This window comes from Streptomyces sp. NPDC048057 (genome assembly GCF_040653095.1).
Lineage (GTDB): Bacteria > Actinomycetota > Actinomycetes > Streptomycetales > Streptomycetaceae > Streptomyces.
Map to the genome: position 1 here is coordinate 145,049 of NZ_JBEZNF010000016.1, position 17,324 is coordinate 162,372.

Annotated in this window: 18 protein-coding genes; 9 read left to right on the plus strand and 9 right to left on the minus strand. The window is 73.8% G+C overall.

Going from position 1 to position 17,324, the window contains the following annotated elements; all coding sequences use genetic code 11:
- Positions 1–84: 84 nt before the first annotated feature.
- From AB0E05_RS20450 to AB0E05_RS20460, 3 genes are all read right to left on the minus strand, one after another.
- Positions 85–918: a hypothetical protein gene (locus AB0E05_RS20450; protein WP_361965366.1), complete on the minus strand. Its 834-nt coding sequence runs from the start codon at positions 916–918 to the stop codon at positions 85–87.
- 51 nt (positions 919–969) lie between these two features.
- The gene (locus AB0E05_RS20455; RefSeq protein WP_361965368.1) at positions 970–1,113 is read right to left on the minus strand and encodes an HGGxSTG domain-containing protein; all 144 of its coding nucleotides are present in this window, start codon (positions 1,111–1,113) and stop codon (positions 970–972) included.
- A 117-nt stretch (positions 1,114–1,230) separates the two neighbouring features.
- The gene (locus AB0E05_RS20460) at positions 1,231–1,782 is read right to left on the minus strand and encodes a MarR family transcriptional regulator (protein WP_361965370.1); all 552 of its coding nucleotides are present in this window, start codon (positions 1,780–1,782) and stop codon (positions 1,231–1,233) included.
- A 65-nt stretch (positions 1,783–1,847) separates the two neighbouring features.
- Here AB0E05_RS20460 and AB0E05_RS20465 point away from each other — a divergent pair, with 65 nt between their 5' ends.
- Positions 1,848–2,597, plus strand: a complete 750-nt coding sequence (locus AB0E05_RS20465) for an SDR family oxidoreductase (RefSeq protein WP_361965372.1) — start codon at positions 1,848–1,850, stop codon at positions 2,595–2,597.
- Positions 2,598–2,683: 86 nt separating this feature from the next.
- Positions 2,684–3,619, plus strand: coding sequence for a hydroxymethylbilane synthase (hemC, locus tag AB0E05_RS20470; RefSeq protein ID WP_361965374.1), 936 nt, complete (start codon positions 2,684–2,686; stop codon positions 3,617–3,619).
- Positions 3,620–3,689: 70 nt separating this feature from the next.
- On the opposite strand, the gene AB0E05_RS20475 is transcribed toward hemC, so the two are convergent.
- Entirely contained in the window at positions 3,690–3,989 is a 300-nt protein-coding gene (locus AB0E05_RS20475; protein ID WP_361965376.1) for a hypothetical protein, read from the minus strand.
- A gap of 121 nt (positions 3,990–4,110) precedes the next feature.
- Here AB0E05_RS20475 and AB0E05_RS20480 point away from each other — a divergent pair, with 121 nt between their 5' ends.
- Entirely contained in the window at positions 4,111–4,473 is a 363-nt protein-coding gene (locus tag AB0E05_RS20480; RefSeq protein WP_361965378.1) for an arsenate reductase family protein, read from the plus strand.
- Positions 4,474–4,493: 20 nt separating this feature from the next.
- Here AB0E05_RS20480 and AB0E05_RS20485 read toward each other — a convergent pair whose 3' ends face one another.
- Positions 4,494–5,378 (minus strand): Gfo/Idh/MocA family oxidoreductase, encoded by an 885-nt coding sequence (locus tag AB0E05_RS20485; protein WP_361965486.1) that lies wholly within the window; start codon positions 5,376–5,378, stop codon positions 4,494–4,496.
- Positions 5,379–5,687: 309 nt separating this feature from the next.
- On the opposite strand from AB0E05_RS20485, the gene glnII reads away from it, so the two are divergent.
- Together glnII and AB0E05_RS20495 are read left to right on the plus strand one after the other, a co-directional pair.
- Positions 5,688–6,707 (plus strand): glutamine synthetase, encoded by a 1,020-nt coding sequence (glnII, locus tag AB0E05_RS20490; RefSeq protein ID WP_361965380.1) that lies wholly within the window; start codon positions 5,688–5,690, stop codon positions 6,705–6,707.
- Positions 6,708–7,152: 445 nt separating this feature from the next.
- Positions 7,153–7,776 (plus strand): winged helix-turn-helix domain-containing protein, encoded by a 624-nt coding sequence (locus AB0E05_RS20495; protein WP_361965382.1) that lies wholly within the window; start codon positions 7,153–7,155, stop codon positions 7,774–7,776.
- A gap of 56 nt (positions 7,777–7,832) precedes the next feature.
- Here AB0E05_RS20495 and AB0E05_RS20500 read toward each other — a convergent pair whose 3' ends face one another.
- Positions 7,833–9,314: a PepSY domain-containing protein gene (locus tag AB0E05_RS20500; protein WP_361965384.1), complete on the minus strand. Its 1,482-nt coding sequence runs from the start codon at positions 9,312–9,314 to the stop codon at positions 7,833–7,835.
- Positions 9,315–9,359: 45 nt separating this feature from the next.
- Positions 9,360–10,046 (minus strand): hypothetical protein, encoded by a 687-nt coding sequence (locus AB0E05_RS20505; RefSeq protein ID WP_361965386.1) that lies wholly within the window; start codon positions 10,044–10,046, stop codon positions 9,360–9,362.
- Positions 10,047–10,151: 105 nt separating this feature from the next.
- Here AB0E05_RS20505 and AB0E05_RS20510 point away from each other — a divergent pair, with 105 nt between their 5' ends.
- Positions 10,152–11,141, plus strand: coding sequence for an NAD-dependent epimerase/dehydratase family protein (locus tag AB0E05_RS20510; protein ID WP_361965388.1), 990 nt, complete (start codon positions 10,152–10,154; stop codon positions 11,139–11,141).
- Positions 11,142–11,186: 45 nt separating this feature from the next.
- Here AB0E05_RS20510 and AB0E05_RS20515 read toward each other — a convergent pair whose 3' ends face one another.
- Positions 11,187–13,367, minus strand: a complete 2,181-nt coding sequence (locus AB0E05_RS20515) for an MMPL family transporter (RefSeq protein ID WP_361965390.1) — start codon at positions 13,365–13,367, stop codon at positions 11,187–11,189.
- 229 nt (positions 13,368–13,596) lie between these two features.
- Here AB0E05_RS20515 and AB0E05_RS20520 point away from each other — a divergent pair, with 229 nt between their 5' ends.
- From AB0E05_RS20520 to AB0E05_RS20530, 3 genes are all read left to right on the plus strand, one after another.
- Positions 13,597–14,892 (plus strand): histidine kinase, encoded by a 1,296-nt coding sequence (locus AB0E05_RS20520; RefSeq protein WP_361965392.1) that lies wholly within the window; start codon positions 13,597–13,599, stop codon positions 14,890–14,892.
- Positions 14,877–15,533 (plus strand): response regulator transcription factor, encoded by a 657-nt coding sequence (locus AB0E05_RS20525; protein ID WP_361965394.1) that lies wholly within the window; start codon positions 14,877–14,879, stop codon positions 15,531–15,533. The genes AB0E05_RS20520 and AB0E05_RS20525 overlap by 16 nt, the downstream gene beginning before the upstream one ends.
- 127 nt (positions 15,534–15,660) lie before the next feature.
- Positions 15,661–16,791 carry a DUF1996 domain-containing protein gene (locus tag AB0E05_RS20530; RefSeq protein WP_361965397.1) on the plus strand — a complete coding sequence of 377 codons (1,131 nt, stop codon included), beginning with the start codon at positions 15,661–15,663 and terminating at the stop codon, positions 16,789–16,791.
- 44 nt (positions 16,792–16,835) lie between these two features.
- Here AB0E05_RS20530 and AB0E05_RS20535 read toward each other — a convergent pair whose 3' ends face one another.
- Entirely contained in the window at positions 16,836–17,309 is a 474-nt protein-coding gene (locus AB0E05_RS20535) for a hypothetical protein (protein ID WP_361965398.1), read from the minus strand.
- Positions 17,310–17,324 lie beyond the last annotated feature (15 nt).

A 17,324-nucleotide genomic window follows, 5' to 3' on the forward strand; every position in this document is an offset into this window, starting at 1 on the left:
GGACTCGTCCGCGCCCAGATCTGAGGGCCGCCGCCTCCTTCGGGAGGCGGCGGCCCTCAGCCGTGCGGTCAGACGTTCACACGGTCAGGTGGACGACGGGTGCGGGCCGGCGACCAGAGGGCTCAGCTGGAGAATGGCTATGTCGACTTGGCCGTGACCATCCTCCCAGGCCGCGATCGGGGCGCAGCCCTCGTCCTCCAGGCCGCAGGCCGTGGCGTCGGCGCCGAGGGGCATCAGGCCCTCTTCGCCGTCGGTGCAGAAGTAGCCGAGGTGGGCGCGGAGTTCGGGGTGGGTGATGGATGCCAGGGCGTCCGCCCACTCTTCGTCGGGCTCCGCCGTGAAGGGGATCAGGTCCTCGGGGGTGCGGCCGGTGGCCAGGGCAGTGCGGAGGGCGTCCGGGAGCGTGCCGTCGGAAGCGAGGCGGGCGACGAACACGGTCCAGGTGTCGGCGTGGGCCGGGGCAGCGAGGTCGATGCCGTACTGCGCCACCAGCGGGGCGAGGTCGGCGCCCCGGATCAGGATCCGGGCGAAGCAGGCGGAGCCGAGGGCGGCGGCGAAGTCCGCGGGGAGCGCCGGGCTCGTGTCATCGGCCGTCGAGAAGTCGAAGATCGATCCGCTGGCGTCGAAGAGCGGGGACCGTTCGGCGTCGTCGAACAGGGCGCAGTCCCAGACGACGGGTTCGGCGCCGCGCAGCGCTTCGGGGCGCACCCAGGCGGGGTCGCGCCGGAAGCCGACCTCGTACAGCAGATTGCCTGCGACGCAGGCGGCGTACGTCGCGTCGGGGTCGTACTCCCCGAGGGGGCGGCCGAGCAGGACGGCGAAGGCGGCGGCGAGTTGGCGGTCCCAGTCGCCGTCCTGGGGCGGCCGGGGCTCCGAAGGGATCGGGGAGCCCGTGGCCGTGGAGGGTTCGCGTGACATGGCGGCACCGTAGTGCCGCCCTACGACAATGCCCCCCGCGCACCGGTTCGGTCAGCGCTTCTTCGTCTTCCTCTTCTGGCGCGGCGTCCACTCTCCCCGGTGGAGCTGACAGCGGGAGTAGCCGACCATCGCCGGGTTCTGACAGGGCTTGCCGCTCACCGTCTTCGTCGATCGGCATGTGACCTGCTTGCCCATGTGCCCTCCTGTCGCTTCGATGCCTTGTCGACATCGTCGGGGACGTACGGGGCGGGCGTCCGGCGCTCACGGCCCTTCGGCCGAAACGCGGTCGTGCGCGGCCGAAGGGCCGTTTCCTCACGACTCGTCGCCCACCTGCGTCACACGGGTGTCGCCCACCGTCTGTTGGACCCCGCGCAGCAGCGCCGTCAGGAGTTCCGCGAGGTGGGTCTGTTGGGCGGGTGGGAGGGCGGCCAGCAAGTCCGATTCGCGGGTGAGGACGCGGCCCACCGTGGCTTCGACCAGGGCGTGGCCCGCGGGGGTGAGGGTCACGTCCACCGTGCGGGGGCGGCCCTGGGGGCGGGTGCGGGTGACCAGGCCGTCGGATTCGGCGCGGGCGACGCGTTGGGAGATCGCGCCCGCGGTGACCAGGGCGCGGCGGCTGAGTTCGCGGGTGGTCAGGGTGTACGGGGCGCCGGCGCGGCGCAGGACGCTGAGGAGGTCGAGGGTGGCGGGGTCCACCCCGGCGCCCGTGAGGACCCGGCGGCGGTCGTCGCCGAAGAGCTTGGCCAGTTGCCACAGGGGGGTCACGACGCCGATCGAGGAGACCGGGACGTCGGGGAGTTCCCGTGCCCAGGCGTCCGCGATGTCCTGGGCCGATGCCTGCGTCGGGGGAATTTCGCTTGCCACGGTGCCTCTCACCCGGGTTATGTTTAGACCTGAATTTAGGCCTGAACGACTAGGGAGACCAGCATATGTCACGCACCATCCTGATCACCGGCGGCGGTACGGGCATCGGCCGCGCCCTCGCGCACCACTTCGCCGCGACCGAGGAGGGCGGCACGATCGTCATCACCGGCCGCCGTTCCGGGGTGTTGGCCGAGGCGGTTCTGGACATCACGGACAGGCCGGGCAAAGCGGCCCGCGTGATGGCGCTGGAGTGCGACCACGTCGACCCGGCGCGCCTGGAGCGGCTGGTGGAGCAACTGCCGGAACGGATCGACGTCCTGGTGAACAACGCGGGCGGGAACACCGACTTCGACGCCGACGGGGCGTCGGACCTCGCCGCGTACGCCCGGGACTTCCACGCCAACCTGGACGCCAACCTGGTGAGTGCGGCGCTCACCACCAAGGCGGTGGAGCAGCGGCTCGTCGAGGGCGGCTCGGTGGTCAGCATCGGTTCGATCGCCGCCGACCAGGGCGCCGGTTCGTACGGGGCGGCCAAGGCGGGGCTCGTGGCGTGGAACGCGAGCCTGGCCGGGGAGCTGGGGGCGCGCGGCGTCACGGCCAACGTGGTGTCGCCCGGCTACACCGTCGAGACCGAGTTCTTCCGGGACAAGCTGGCCGACGCGCGGCGCGACGCGCTGGTGGCGGCGACCGCGACCGGGCGGGCGGGGACGCCCGCGGACATCGCCGGGGCGGTCGCCTTCCTCGCCTCCCCCGCCGCCCGGCACGTCACCGGGCAGGTGCTGCACGTGAACGGCGGTGCGCACAAGGGGCGCTGAGGCGTCCCTCGGCCGTACGGCTGTGCCGTGTGCCACGCGGTGGCCGAAGCGCGGTCCGCGGCGTTCGACCCCCTAGGGTGTTCGCCATGTCCGTTCCCGAGCTGATCCGCATCGTCACCCGCTCGTCCCCGATGGCCCTCGCCCAGGTGGAGCGCGTCCGTACCGAACTCGCCGCGCTGCGGCCGGAGATCCGTACGGAGGTCGTGCCGGTCACGACCTCCGGCGACCGGTGGATGGGCGACCTCGCCAAGCTGGGCGGCAAGGGCGCCTTCACCAAGGAGGTGGACGCGGCGCTGCTGGCCGGGGAGGCCGATCTGGCGGTGCACTGCGTGAAGGACGTGCCCGCGGACCGTCCGCTGCCGGCCGGCACCACCTTCGCCGCCTTCCTGGCGCGGGACGACATCCGGGACGCGCTGGTGCACCCCGACGGGCTGACCCTGGACGAGCTGCCGCCCGGCACCCGCATCGGCACCTCCTCCGTGCGCCGGATCGCCCAGCTCGCCGCCTCCCACCCGGAGTTGGAGTGCGTCCCGATGCGGGGCAACGCGAACCGCCGGCTGGAGAAGCTGGCGGCGGGGGACGCGGACGCGCTGCTGCTCGCCGTCTCCGGGCTGGAGCGCATCGGGCGCCCGGACGTGATCAGCGAGGTCCTGTCGGTGGAGACGATGTGCCCGCCGATCGGGGCCGGGATCCTGGCGCTCCAGTGTCGACAGGACGACACGGAGACCATCGACGTCGTGAGCGGGCTGGGCGACCCGAACGCCTACCGGGAGGCGACCGCGGAGCGGATGTTCCTCCACGTGCTCCAGGGGCACTGCAACTCGCCCATCGCCGGGTACGCCACGGCCGAGCGCGGCGGGGAACTGTCCCTGCGGGCGAAGGTGTTCACCCCGGACGGCAAGCGGGTGCTGAACGCGCACGAGTGGGCCGGCCCGCTGGACCCGGCGACGCTGGGCACCTCGGTGGCGGTGGCCCTGCTGCGCCAGGGCGCGCGCGAGCTGATCGACGGCATCGCGCACTGACACCCGACGACCGCGCGCGGACACCGCGCCCCGCGGGGCCCCGACCACCGGGACCCCGCGGGCGACCGCCTCAGCGGCCGTAGCGGATCAGTGCCCTGACCATCCGGCAGGTGGTGTCCGACGGGGGGTGGATGTCGAGCTCGTCCGCCGTCGAGCGGATCCGCGCGTTGTCCGCCGTCGCCGGGTGGTACACCCCCGAGTCCAGCAGGGCTATCGCCAGCCGCATCGCCTTCAGCCGACGGTTGTGCGTCACGTACCACTCGCGCGGGCGGCCGGCCGGCAGGGGCCGCTTCGCCAGGGGTGCGTACTGGGTGTACTGGGCGCTGTGCCCTGCTTGAACGGGCTTCCTCATGAGTCTGGATACGGCCATCGACAACCTCCCGTTGCGGTGGCGGGACCATCCCGAACTAGTGTTCATTCTACGGTCCGGCACTGACAATCGCCGCTGGCCAGACGGCATTCCGGGGCTGTTCCGGCGGTACGGTTGCGCCATGGAGATCTGGATCAATCCCGCCTGTTCCAAGTGCCGCAGCGCCCTCACCCTCCTCGACGCCGAGGGCGCCTCGTACACCGTGCGGCGCTATCTGGAGGACGTGCCCTCCGCGGCCGAGATCACGGAGGTGCTCGACCGGCTCGGGCTGGAGCCGTGGGACGTCACCCGCACCCAGGAGGCCGCGGCGAAGGAGCTCGGGCTCAAGGACTGGGCGCGGGACGAGGCGTCCCGCGAGCAGTGGATCGCGGCGCTGGTCGAGCACCCCAAGCTGATCCAGCGCCCGATCATCACCGCCGACGACGGGTCGGCCGTGGTGGCGCGCACCGACGACGCGGTGCGCGACGCCATCGGCCGCGGCTGACCCGGGACCCGGTCGGCGGATCAGCCCAACTGCGCCTCCGCCTCCGCCAGGACCTCGGTGAGCCGCAGCCCGAACCGTATGTCGCAGTCGTGGGCGCGTCCCGTCCGCGCGCTGAGCGCCAACGCGTCGACGGCGGCGGCGAACGACGTCACCGCGTCCCACGTCCCGTCCAGGCTCGCGGTCCCCTCCTCGCCGACGAACTCCAGCGCGACGCCCTGCGCCCGGGCGGGCGCGCTGAGGGTGAGGGTCACGGTGCTGGACGCCCCGCCGTCGTGCCGCAGCACCAGGTGGACGGTGTCCGCGGGGCCGCGGGCCGCCGTCACCCCGGTCACGTCGCCGAGCACCGGGAGCAGCGCGGCCAGCGCGTGCGGGCCGAGGTCCCACAGCCCGCCCTTCTCGCGCCGCCACGGGGAGGCCGCGTACGGGCTGTCCGAGTCGGCCGCGAACAGGGAGCCGAACCAGTGGGTCCGGCCGGTGAACCAACCGCCCTTCGCGGCCTGTTCGGCCAGCCAGCCGCGCGGCCCTTCGGCGAACCGCATCGTGCAGAAGACGAGCGAGGCGACCCCGGCGCGCGCCACGGCGTCCGCGGCCTCCCGCGCCGCGGCCGGGTCCGTCGCGACCGGCTTGTCCAGCAGTACGTGCCGGCCGGCCCGCGCGGCGCGGGCCACCAGCGGCGCCTGGACGTCCGGCGGGACGGCGAAGGCCACGGCGTCGCACGCCGCGAGGAGCGCGTCGATGCCGTCGTCGCCCGTGTGCGCCGGCACCCGGTACCGGTCCGCCAACGCCTGTGCGGCCTCCTCGCGGCGCGCCCAGACGCCGGTGAAGACGGCCCCGTCGTGGCCGTCGAGCGCGGGGGCGTGGGTCCGCTCCGCCCAGGGGCCCGCGCCGACGAGCCCGATGCGCATCGGCGCCGTCGCGCTCGTCGTCCCCGTCGTCCCCGTCGTCCCCGTCGTGCTCGTCGTCCTCGTCGTGCCCGCGGAGCCCGCGGCGTCCGTCCCGGTGGCTGCTGCGGCTGCTTGCGACTGCGATGTCATGGCCCCAGTCTGCCCACCGCCCGCCCCAGGGGACCCCGGAGCCGGTGGTTCCGGCCGCCGTGACGGGCGTTACACGGGTGACGCGGTGCGTAACACGGGGTTCACGAACGGGCAACGGTGGGGAAATCGCCCATTGCGAAGCTGTCGGACATACCGCAGCACCCGCAAAGGATGAGACCCGTGACCTTCAAGGCTGAGTACATCTGGATCGACGGCACCGAGCCGACCGCGAAGCTCCGTTCCAAGACGAAGATCCTGCCGATCGGCGCGGACCTGCCCGTCTGGGGCTTCGACGGGTCCAGCACGAACCAGGCCGCGGGCAACGCGTCCGACTGCGTCCTGAAGCCGGTCTTCTCCTGTCCCGACCCGATCCGCGGCGGCGCCGACGTCCTCGTCCTGTGCGAGGTCCTGGACACCGACATGACCCCGCACCCCTCCAACACCCGGGCGCGGCTCGTCGAGGTCGCCGAGCGGTTCGCCGACCAGGAGCCGATCTTCGGGATCGAGCAGGAGTACACCTTCTTCGAGGGCGACCGCCCGCTCGGCTTCCCGGTCGGCGGCTACCCGGCGCCGCAGGGCGGGTACTACTGCGGGGTCGGCGTGGACGAGATCCACGGCCGGGACGTGGTGGAGGCCCACCTGGAGAACTGTCTGAAGGCGGGGCTGGGCATCTCCGGGATCAACGCCGAGGTCATGCCGGGCCAGTGGGAGTTCCAGGTCGGCCCGCTCTCCCCGGTCGAGGTCGCGGACCAGCTGTGGATCGCCCGCTGGTTGCTGTACCGCACGGCGGAGGACTTCAAGGTGTCGGCGACGCTCCACCCGAAGCCGGTGAAGGGCGACTGGAACGGCGCGGGCGCGCACACCAACTTCTCGACGAGGGCGATGCGCGGGACGTACGACGCGATCATCACCGCCTGCGAGGCGCTGGGCGAGGGCTCCAAGCCGCTGGACCACGTCAAGAACTACGGCGCGGGCATCGACGACCGGCTCACGGGGCTGCACGAGACGGCGCCGTGGAACGAGTACAGCTACGGGGTGTCGGACCGGGGCGCGTCCGTGCGGATCCCGTGGCAGGTGGAGAAGGACGGCAAGGGGTACATCGAGGACCGCCGGCCGAACGCGAACGTCGACCCGTACGTGGTGACCCGGCTGATGGTGGACACCTGCTGCGCCGCGCTGGAGAAGGCCGGGCAGGTCTGACGACCCCCGTTCGACGGGCCGTCAGGAGGAGGATTCGGCCACATGCGTGCAGGGCGTCCGCGGGTGAACTGCGGGCGCCCTCACCGTCGTTGCCGCGGGGTGCGGCAAGCGGCGCGGCCGGCTCCGGTCGCCGGTCCCCGGAATGAGCCATGCCGCGCGAGTGTGACGAGATCGGCGTCTCGGTCCGTGAGAGGAACCCTGCTCCGCGGGGCGTTCATCTGATTCAATGAGCCCATGGCCGGCTTCCAGAACTCCGTGACGGGTCCCAGTGACCTGGAGCCGTTCTGGCCTTCCCGGCAGCACCACGACTTCGACCGGGTGTGTTGCCTCGCGCAGAACGCGCGGGCCCACTAAAACCGGTCGTCCGGCCTTCGGCCAGCGCGCACGACGTACGTCCGTCCCATCGACTCGTCGACTCCTCCGCGCGAAAGAGAGCTGACCTCTCATGGCGAACCCCGCTCATCCCCGTACGTTCTCCGCGGTCCCGGCCGCGAACCGCGCCGCCGGGGCCCCGCTCCGGCCCGGTGCGCTGCCGCCGTCGGCCCGGCCGGTGCGGCACCGGCTGCGGGCCGTCTCCCCCGACGAGGTCGTGCCGCTGGGGACGTTCCGCAGCGTCGCCGACGTCCTGCCGCCCGGGGCCACCTGGCTGCCGGCGCCGCAGCACAACCTGCCGGCGGTGGCGGGCCGGCCGCCGATGGTGGGCTATCTGGTGCTCGTCCCGGCCGACCAGCAGCAGCCGGCGCAGCCGCTGGCCCCGGTCGCGGTGGCGGCGGGTGCGGTGGGCGGGGGCGGTCCGGTGCGGATCGACTCCGCCGAGCGGGTCGCGCTGGTGGACGACCGGCCGCTCGACCTGACGTATCTGGAGTTCGAGTTGCTGGCGCACCTGGTGGCGCATCCGCACCGGGTCCACTCGCGGGACCACCTGGTGACGACGGTGTGGGGGTACGGGCACGTCGGCGACGGCCGTACGGTCGACGTCCACGTCGCGCGACTGCGCCGCAAGCTGGGGGCGGAGCACCGGCACGCCATCCAGACGGTGCGCCGGGTGGGGTACAAGTACGCGCCCTGACCAGGGCCGTTCGGGCCGGCCGGCCGCGGTGGCGGGCCGGCCCGAACGGGTCGTCGTCAGGCGCGCCGGCTGCGGGCCACCGCCCCCAGGGCGAGGTCCACGACGAGGAACGCCGCCAGGCTGATGCCGAGCAGCGGCACGAACCAGCCGATCACCACGGTGAGCGCGGCCAGCGGGAACAGCAGCGCGGGCGAGACCCGGCGCCAGGTGCCGCGCGGCACGGGCCGGCCTCCCAGCGCCCGCCCCTTGGTGGGCCTGCGCTGCCACCACATGCGGTAGCCCCACACGATCACCAGGACGAGCGCCAGGGCGAGCGCCGCCAGCGCCAGTTGGTTGGCGAGGCCGAGGAAGACGCCCATGTGGGCGTCGATGCCGAAGCGGGTCAGCTGCGCCAGCACCGGGTAGTCGGCGAAGCGGAGTTTGTCCATGACCCGGCCGTCCGCGGGGTTCACCGCGACGGAGTCGAGCCGGACGGGGAAGGTGGTGTCCGTCTCCTTGACCACGTAACCGGTGGTGTCCGTGGGCAGGGTGACGGCGAGCGGGCCGTCGATCCCGGCGGCGCGGGCGGCGGCCAGCGCCCGGTCGATGCCGACGTCCGCGCCCTGGTGCGCGCCGCCGGCGCCGGCGCCGTGTCCGGCGTGCTCACCGCCGCCGCCCGCCGAGCCGTCGAGGCTCGCGGAGACCGCGGGGGTGGCGCCGCCGAGTTGGTCCTGGACGGCGCCGATGTTCTCGCCTGCGTACCGGGACCAGGTCAGTCCGGTCGCGGAGAGCAGGACGAGCCCGACGACGGCCCACAGGCCGACCGTGCCGTGCAGGGACAGGGTCCTGCGGCGGCCCTTCGCCTTGCGGTCGGGGACGAACAGGGCGCGCCGCGCGGTGCGGCGGCGGCCGATCCACAGGGCGAGGCCGCCGAGCGCGACGACCCACAGCCAACTGGCGGCCAGTTCGCTGTAGTAGCGGCCGGCTTCGCCGAGGTGCAGGTCGCGGTGGAGTTCGTCGAGCCAGGTGCGCAGCGGGAGGGCGCCGGAGCTGCCGTACGAGGGCAGCTCGCCGCGTATCTCCCCGGTGTGGGGGTTGACGAAGACGGCGAGGGACTTGCCCTCGTCGACGTCGGGGGCGTCCATCAGCACCCGGGTCGTCGCGCCCCGTTCGCTGCTCGGCCAGACGGCGGTGACGGTGCCGTCGGGGCGGGCTTCGCGGGCGGCGGCGACCTGGTCGGCGAGCGGCAGGAGCGCGCGCGAGCGGTCGCCGTCGGGGACCGTCAGCTCCTGTCGGTAGACGATCTTCTCGGCCTGGAACGAGAGGGCGTACAGAAGTCCGCTGACGGCGGCGACCAGCAGCAGCGGGGCGATGAGCACTCCGGCGTAGAAGTGCAGCCGCAGGACGAGGGGGCGCAGGGCGCTCCAGCGGGAGCTGGCCGCGGCTTCCTGCTCGGCCGCGGCTTGTTGTTCGGTCTCGGTGGTGAGCGCGGGCGGGGCCCCGGACTCGGCTGACGGGCGGTGTTCTCTGCTGCCGGGGGCAGGGGTGTCGAGAGACATGGCGATCCTGGGAGTCGATGACGACAGGGGGAAGCGACCCCCGGGTCAGACGGCTGCTCCAGGGGCCGTGGCGCGGGTGCTCGGCGGCCCGAAGGGGCAGGCCGAGCGGGCGGCGGGTGGCCCGCGGCGCACCAGGCAGTGGTCGAGGAGTACGGCGTGCGGCCGTGCGGTCGCGGTGGAGTGCCGGGGCGCGGCGCGGCGCCGCGGGTCGTCCGGGGTGGCCGCGAGGGCGAGCAGCAGCCGCAGCGGCGCGAAGGCGAGGGCGCCCACGGCGCGGGCTAGTTGGAAGAACGCCGCTTCGCCGCGGGCGAGCCACAGCGCGCAGAACACGGCGGCGACGAGGTGGGCGACGAGCATCCCGTAGCCGCCGGTGAGGACGGCCGGGTCGATCAGCGCGGGCACGGCGTCGGGTGCGCCGCCGTGCGGTCCCGTGCCGGCCGCCGGTGCGGGCGCGGGTGCGGGTGCGGGCGGATGGTGGGCTTGGGTGCGGGCGAAGAGCAGGTGCAGCGCGCCCTGGCCGACGAGCAGGCCCGCGCCGATGGCGTACGGGCCGCGACGGCGGGCGGCGGCGAGCCAGCCGAAGACGGCGGTGCCGGCGAGGGCGGGCGCCAGCGCGGTCGGCGGGAGGTCGTGACCGGAGGTGTACGCGTGCCCGGCCGCGGACAGCGCCGTGCACACCGCCGCGAAGAGCGCGGCCCGAAGGGCGCGCAACGGCGGCCGGGCGGAGGTCACATCCGCACATGCTGCCACTCCCGTCCCGTTGGCGGGAGGGGGCGTGGCGTTCTCCTGGGAGCGGAAGCCCTGGCACTGGGCGGGTCGGCACGGCAGGGTCGGAGCATGAGGCTTCTTATCTTGGGTGGTACGGAGTTCGTGGGGCGCGCGTTCGTCGGGTCCGCGCTCGCGCGGGGCTGGGACGTCACCGTCTTCAACCGGGGCACCAGGCCGGCGCCGGAGGGGGTCACCGCGCTGGTGGGCGACCGCACGGCGGCCGACGGGCTGGCGGCGCTGGCGTCGGCGCCCGACGGGTGGGACGTCGTCGTCGACACCTGGGCCGATGCGCCGGTCGCGGTGCGGGACGCGGCCCGGCTGCTCGCGGAGCGGGCCGGGCGGTACGCGTACGTGTCGAGCTGTTCCGTCTACGCGTGGCCGGCGCCGCCGGGTTCGGACGAGACGGCGCCGCTGGTCGAGGGGGCGCCGGACGCGCGGGACGTGCCGTACGCGGAGGCGAAGCGGGGCGGTGAGCTGGCGGCGGTGGACGCGTTCGGCGCGGAGCGGTCGCTGCTGGTGCGCGCCGGGCTGCTGTTGGGGCCCTTCGAGAACGTCGGGCGGCTGCCGTGGTGGCTGGCCCGGATCGCGCGCGGCGGGCAGGTCACCGCGCCGGGGCCGGCGGACGCGTCCGTGCAGTACGTGGACGCCCGGGACCTGGCGGAGTGGACGCTGTCCGCGGCGCAGGCCGGGCTGAGCGGCCCGTACAACCTGGTCGGTCCGCCGGGTGCGGCGACCTTCGGCGAGGTGCTCGACGCGTGCGTCGCGGCGACGGGCTCGGGCGCCGAGCTGCGGTGGGTCGCCCCGGAGCGGGTGCTGGAGGCGGGGATCGAGCCGTGGACGGATCTGCCGCTGTGGGTGCCGCCGCAGGCGTCCGACCTGGTGGGCGCGTTGTACTCGCTGGACGTCGGCAGGGCGCGGGCGACGGGGCTGGAGTGCCGGCCGCTGGCGGAGACGGTGGTGGACACCTGGGAGTGGTTGCGGACCGTGGGCGGGGAGGTCCGGGGCGAGCGGGGTACGGGCCTTCCGGCGGAGAAGGAAGAGGTGTGGCGGGGGCTGTGAGGGTCTCCCCCGCACGGCCCCCGCCGCACCTCCCCGGTGGCTTCCTCACACGCCGCTGACGCTGGGGGCGCGCGGCGCCGGCGGCGCGGCGGGCTCGTCCTCGTCGCCGTGCTCCAGCTGCGGGAGGCGGCGCAGCAGCTTCGGGGTGCGCCAGTTGCGGTCGCCCAGCAGGGACATGACCGACGGGAGCAGGACCATCCGGACGACCGTGGCGTCCAGGAGGACCGCGACCGCCAGGCCGACGCCCATCTGCTGCATGGACTGCATGGACAGGGTGCCGAAGACCGCGAACACGGCGACCATGATGGCCGCGGCGCCGGTCACCGCGCCCGCGGTGCGGCGGATGCCCTCGGCGATCGCGGTGCGGTTGTCCGCGCCGCGGTCGCGGGCCTCGCGGATCCGGGAGACCACGAAGACGTGGTAGTCCATCGACAGCCCGAACAGCACCACCAGCACGAACAGCGGGATCCAGCTCTCGACCGCGCCCACCGCCTCCATGCCGAGCAGGGCGGCGCCCCAGCCGTGCTGGAAGACGGCGACCATCACGCCGTACGCCGCCGCAACGGACAGCAGGTTCAGCAGGATCGAGGTCACGGCGATCACGTAGGAGCGGAAGCAGAACAGCATCAGCAGGAACGTGACGGCGACGATGAAGGCGAAGACGGGTCCGATGCCGCTCTTGAGCTGCTCGTTGAAGTCGACGGACTCGGCGAGCTTGCCGGTGACGCGGGCTTCGGCGCCGGTGCCGGCGAAGGCGGCGGGGACCGTGCGTTCGCGCAGTTCGGTCAGGGCGTCCCGGGAGCGTCCGTCACTGCCGTCGCCCGGCAGCGGCACCTCGATCTCGGCGACGTCCTGCTCGCGGTGGACGGTGACGGTCGCGCCCCGCCCGCCGTCCTCCTCGAAGCGCGCCAGCGCCTTGCGCACCGGCTCCGCCTCGATGTCGTCGGCCTTCACCACGATCCGCGCGGGGTCGGGGCCGCCGGGGAAGCTGTCGGTGATCTGCTCGTACGCGACGGACAGCGGCGCGTCGGAGCCGAACAGCTTCTCCATGCCGAGCTGCTCGGTCTTCATCCCGGCCGCGGGCACGGCCAGCCCCAGCATCAGTGCGGTCCCCAGCACGGCGAAGAGCAGGGGGCGGCGCAGCACCGGGCCGAGGAGGGAGCCCGCGAGCGCCCCGCTCGCCCGGGTCCCGCGCTTGCCGCGGCGGCGGTTGAGGAAGGGGACGCGGCCGGCGTCGACCCGGTCGCCGAGCCAGGCGAGCAGCGCCGGCAGCACGGTGACCGACCCGAGGACGGCGATGGCCACCACCAGGATGGTGGCGACGGCGAAGCCCTTGAAGAGCATCAGCCCGGACAGGAACATGCCGGCCATGGCGAGCATCACCGTGACGCCGGAGACCAGGACGGCGCGCCCGCTGGTCGCGGCGGCGATCCGCAGCGCGGTCTCGGCGTCCCGGCCCGCGGCCCGCTCGTCCCGTTCGCGCCGCAGGTAGAAGAGGCAGTAGTCGACGCCGACGGCGAGCCCCATCAGGAACATCACCGAGTACGTGGTCTGGAACACGTGCAGTTGGTGGCTGGCGAGGGAGAGCAGTCCGAAGGCCGCGGCGCACGCGGTGAGCGCGAGGCCGACGGGCAGCAGGGCGGCCACCACCGCGCCGAAGGCGACCAGCAGGATCCCGAGGGCCAGCGGTACGGCGGTGAACTCGGCCTTCTTGAAGTCGTCGGCGAGCAGGTCGTTCAGCCACTTCTCCGCGCTGGCGTCGCCGAACTGGTGGACCTCGACGCCCTCGTGCCCCCGCCCGGCGTCCCGTACGGCGTCCAGCACCGGCTGCACCCGGTCGGCCGCGGTGTCGGAGGCGCCCGCCATCTCGAAGCGGATCAGGGCCTCCTTGTCGTCCGCGGACGCCAGGGGCGCCTCGATCCCGGTCGTCTCGCCGGTCTTCTCGATCGCCGCGGTCAGCTCCCGCGCCGGCTGGCGCCAGCCGCCGGCGGCGTCGCTGCGCACCAGGACGAGTTCCCCGGCGGGCGCGTCGAGCCGGGCGTCCTCCAGGATCTTCTCGGCCCGGGCGGAGTCCCCCGCGCCCTGTTCGGAGCCGGTCATCTCCACCGTGCCCGCGGCGCCGCCGCCGACGGTGGCGAGCACGACGAACAGGAGCCAGCCGATGACGGCCGTCTTGCGGTGGTGCGCGCTCCATACGCCGATCCGCGCGGCGACATTGCGTCTCATGGTGGTTTCGCTCCCCAGGTCCTGCGCCGGTTAGGTTGCCCCTGACGCTAGGCAGCCCGGCGCAGCCGCCCCAGCCGCTTCAGCCCCCTGTGCGGAGCCAAAAGGCGAGGCCAGGGGGGTGGTGCTAGCACCACCCCCGATGCGGTGGCGGAGCCCCGTGCCCGGACGGGGACGACGTCGGAGACTGGACGGGCAGCGCGAGGAAGACGATCGGGAACGGGAGGGCCGCATGGAAACCACACGGTCGACGCGGGTGACGGCGGCGGAGCGCGGGCGGGCGGCGGTGACGGCGGGGATCCAGGGCCTCGCCCTGACCCTGCTGGCGCTGGTCGGTTCGATCACGCTGTTCGTGCTGTCGGTGGTCTCCATCGCGCTGATCCCGATCGGCGTGGGGGTGTTCACCACCCCGGCGGTGCTCACCCTGGTGCGGATGCACACCGGACAGCGCCGGCTGCTGGCGGCCCGCTGGGCGGGGACCCGGATCCCCCCGGGGTACCGCCCCTTCCCGCGCGACCTGCGGACGGGGATCACGGGCCAGGTCGAGCGCTGCGCGCTGCTGTTGAAGGACCCGGCGACCTGGCGGGACCTCCAGTGGCTGCTGGTCGACATGACGGCGGGCGCCGTGGTGGCCGTCCTCGCCGTCGGAGTGCCCCTCCAGGGCGTGTTCGGGCTGCTGCTCGGCGCGGGCCTGTGGTCCCCGATCGTCGCCGCGGAAGGCACGTACTGGTACATGTTCGTCCCGGTCACCGGCTGGGGCACGGCGGGGATCGCGGCCGGCGTCGGCGTGGTGTTCCTGGCCGCGGGCGTCCGGCTGGCCCCGGCCCTGGTCGGCGCCCACTTCCGGCTGACCGCCGCCGTCCTGGTGCCGAACCGGCAGGAGGAGCTGGAGCAGCGCATCGACCGGCTGACGGAGACCCGGCACGACGCGGTGGACAGCTCGGCGGCGGAGCTGCGCCGCATCGAGCGCGATCTGCACGACGGGGCGCAGGCGCGGCTGGTCGCCATGGGCATGAACCTGAGCACGATCGAAGCGCTGATCGAGAAGGACCCGGCGAAGGCGAAGGAGTTGGTGGCCACGGCACGGGAGTCGTCCGCGGACGCGCTCACGGAGCTGCGGGACCTGGTGCGGGGGATCCATCCGCCGGTGCTGGCGGAGCGCGGGCTCGGCGACGCGGTGAAGGCGCTGGCGCTGCGGCTGCCGGTGCCCACGGAGGTCGACGTGGAGTTCACGGGCCGGATGGAGGCCCCGGTGGAGTCGGCGGCGTACTTCGCGGTCAGCGAGGCCCTGACGAACGCGGTCAAGCACGCGGGCGCCGGACGGATATGGGTGGACGTGTCCCATGAGCAGGGCTCGCTGCGGATCGCGGTCACGGACGACGGCCGGGGCGGTGCGTCGATCGGGGCGGGGTCCGGCCTGAGCGGGGTCGAACGCCGGCTCGGTACATTCGACGGCGTCCTCGCCGTCAGCTCTCCAGCGGGCGGCCCCACCATGGTCACCATGGAGATCCCTTGCGAGTTGTTCTAGCCGAAGACCTGTTCCTGCTGCGTGACGGGCTGGTCCGACTCTTGGAGGCGTACGACTTCGAGATCCTGGCGGCCGTGGAGAGCGGGCCCGAGCTGAGCCGGGCGCTCGCCGAACTGGAGCCGGACGTCGCCGTGGTCGACGTCCGGCTCCCGCCGTCCCACACGGACGAGGGCCTCCAGTGCGCCCTGGCCGCGCGCCGGGCCCGGCCGGGACTGCCGGTGCTGGTGCTCTCCCAGCACGTGGAGCAGTTGTACGCGCGCGAGTTGCTGGCCGACGGCAACGGCGGCGTGGGCTATCTGCTGAAGGACCGCGTCTTCGACGCGGAGCAGTTCGTGGACGCGGTGCGGCGGGTGGCCCGCGGCGGCACCGCGATGGACCCGCAGGTGATCTCCCAGCTGCTGTCGCGGCGGGCGAAGGACCGCCCGCTGGGCGGGCTGACCCCGCGCGAGCTGGAGGTCCTGGAGCTGATGGCGCAGGGCCGGTCGAACGCGGCCATCGCCGGGCAGTTGGTCGTCACCGAGCGGGCGGTGGCCAAGCACACCTCGAACATCTTCGGAAAGCTCGGCCTGCCGGTGTCGGACGACGACAACCGCCGGGTGCTCGCGGTCCTGGCGTACCTCGACCACGGCGCGCAGGGCTGACCGGGGCGCCCTGCCGACTCCTCAATGCTGAACGTCCCGGGCGTCCCGCCCGTATCAAGGGGCGCGCTTCTCCCTCTGCCGGGCCCCAACAAACACCCTCTCCCCGGCAACGAAGCAGAGGAGTTCCATGGGACGCAACAGGAGCAACCGAAGGAAACGCACCACCCTGGCCCACCGGGCGATCGCCGCCTCGGTCGCCCTCGTCCTCGGCGGGGGCGGGCTGATGGCTGTCGACGTGTACGCCTCCGCCGAGGACGGCGGGTCGGGACAGCGAGAGCGCTTCGACGGCGACGATGACGACGACGAGCAGCGGGCCGGAGATCGGGGCCCCGAGCAGCAAAGGGGCGGCGGCGGGCAGGCCGGCAACGGCCCCGTTGCCGCCGACTTCGTCGACATCCGCACCGTACGCCCCAATGTGCAGCTGCCGCCGAACCGTCGCGGCGCCTCCCGCGGCACCTTCACCACGAGCTGCGGGGTGAACGCCCAGGGGCTGTTCAACTCCGACAACGTGATCGTCGCCCCCGGGGTGGCCAACGGCGCGCACCACATGCACGACTACGTCGGCAACCAGGCCAACGACGCCTTCGCCAGCGACGACGACCTCGCGGCCGGCGCCACCACCTGCCGCAACCGGGGCGACCGCTCCTCGTACTACTGGCCGGTGCTGCGGGTCCAGAACGGGCGGGCCGAAGTCGACGCCGGCCAGGACGGCGGCGGCCGGGACAAGAACGTCGGGGAGATCCAGACGCCCGTCCAGGTCACGCTCACCTTCGGCGGCAGTCCGACGGGTCGGGTCACCGCCATGCCGCGGCTGCTGCGCATCATCACCGGCGACGCCAAGGCGTTCACCAACGGCACGGCGAACGCCAACGCCTCCTGGAGCTGCACCGGCTTCGAGAACCGGCAGCTCAAGGACAAGTACCCGCGGTGTCCGCGGGGCAGCGACGTGGTGCGCACCTTCCGGTTCCAGAGCTGCTGGGACGGCCGGGACCCCAAAAACATCGACAGCCCCAACCACCGCACGCACGTGGCCTTCACCGACGCCCGCGGCGCCTGCCCACCCGGATTCCAACGGATCCCGCAGCTGGTGCAGCGGATCGTGTACGACGTGCCGCGCGGCGCGCGCTTCGCGGTGGACTCCTTCCCCGAGCAGTTGCACAAGCCGGTCACCGACCACGGGGACTTCATCAACGTCTTCGACGAGCGGCTGATGGACCGGATGGTCTCCTGCATCAACTCCGGACGCCGTTGCCGCTGAGCGAAGGGCCCAGGCGGCGGGGTCCGCAGGACCGGATCCCGCCGTCAGTGGTGCCCGTGATCCGGTGTGCCGTGATCCGCGCCCCGGTGCACCGTCCCGCCGAGCCGGTCGCGCAGCGCCGTGACGACCTCTTCGCCGCCCGAGACGACCCATGTGCGGCCGATCAGGTACGTGCCGCCGTAGTCGTCGGCCGCGTCGAGCCACGCCCGCAGCCCGCGCTCGGTCGCGAAGGTGGTCAGGACGTACGCCCCCGCCCCGGTCCGGCAGTTCGCCTGCCGCAGCTCCGCGGTGTCCGTCCGGACCTTCGGGGCGCACCGCGCCGTCGCGGCCAGCTCCTCCAGCGTGCCGGCCGCCTCCCTCGGAGCGCTCTTCGAGGCGCCCGCACCACGGGGCCGGTCGACGTCGCCACGCCCGTCGCCGTCGTCGCCCGGACCGCACGCGGCGAGCGCCGTCAGGGCCACAACTGCCCGTGCCGTACGGGCCGTACGCGCTGCGCCGGCCCCCGTCCTGGTCCCCATCCGGCCATGGTGCCC

What these genes read in the sequence shown, in the direction of transcription:
- hemC (WP_361965374.1), top strand. Translation starts at nt 2,684, where the DNA reads ATGTCCGTTCCCGAGCTGATCCGCATCGTCACCCGCTCGTCCCCGATG.
- AB0E05_RS20450 (WP_361965366.1), bottom strand. Translation starts at nt 918, where the DNA reads ATGTCACGCGAACCCTCCACGGCCACGGGCTCCCCGATCCCTTCGGAG.
- AB0E05_RS20520 (WP_361965392.1), top strand. Translation starts at nt 13,597, where the DNA reads ATGGAAACCACACGGTCGACGCGGGTGACGGCGGCGGAGCGCGGGCGG.
- AB0E05_RS20500 (WP_361965384.1), bottom strand. Translation starts at nt 9,314, where the DNA reads ATGTCTCTCGACACCCCTGCCCCCGGCAGCAGAGAACACCGCCCGTCA.
- AB0E05_RS20515 (WP_361965390.1), bottom strand. Translation starts at nt 13,367, where the DNA reads ATGAGACGCAATGTCGCCGCGCGGATCGGCGTATGGAGCGCGCACCAC.
- AB0E05_RS20530 (WP_361965397.1), top strand. Translation starts at nt 15,661, where the DNA reads ATGGGACGCAACAGGAGCAACCGAAGGAAACGCACCACCCTGGCCCAC.
- AB0E05_RS20510 (WP_361965388.1), top strand. Translation starts at nt 10,152, where the DNA reads ATGAGGCTTCTTATCTTGGGTGGTACGGAGTTCGTGGGGCGCGCGTTC.
- AB0E05_RS20485 (WP_361965486.1), bottom strand. Translation starts at nt 5,378, where the DNA reads ATGCGCATCGGGCTCGTCGGCGCGGGCCCCTGGGCGGAGCGGACCCAC.
- AB0E05_RS20475 (WP_361965376.1), bottom strand. Translation starts at nt 3,989, where the DNA reads ATGGCCGTATCCAGACTCATGAGGAAGCCCGTTCAAGCAGGGCACAGC.
- AB0E05_RS20495 (WP_361965382.1), top strand. Translation starts at nt 7,153, where the DNA reads ATGGCGAACCCCGCTCATCCCCGTACGTTCTCCGCGGTCCCGGCCGCG.
- AB0E05_RS20480 (WP_361965378.1), top strand. Translation starts at nt 4,111, where the DNA reads ATGGAGATCTGGATCAATCCCGCCTGTTCCAAGTGCCGCAGCGCCCTC.
- AB0E05_RS20455 (WP_361965368.1), bottom strand. Translation starts at nt 1,113, where the DNA reads ATGGGCAAGCAGGTCACATGCCGATCGACGAAGACGGTGAGCGGCAAG.
- AB0E05_RS20465 (WP_361965372.1), top strand. Translation starts at nt 1,848, where the DNA reads ATGTCACGCACCATCCTGATCACCGGCGGCGGTACGGGCATCGGCCGC.
- AB0E05_RS20535 (WP_361965398.1), bottom strand. Translation starts at nt 17,309, where the DNA reads ATGGGGACCAGGACGGGGGCCGGCGCAGCGCGTACGGCCCGTACGGCA.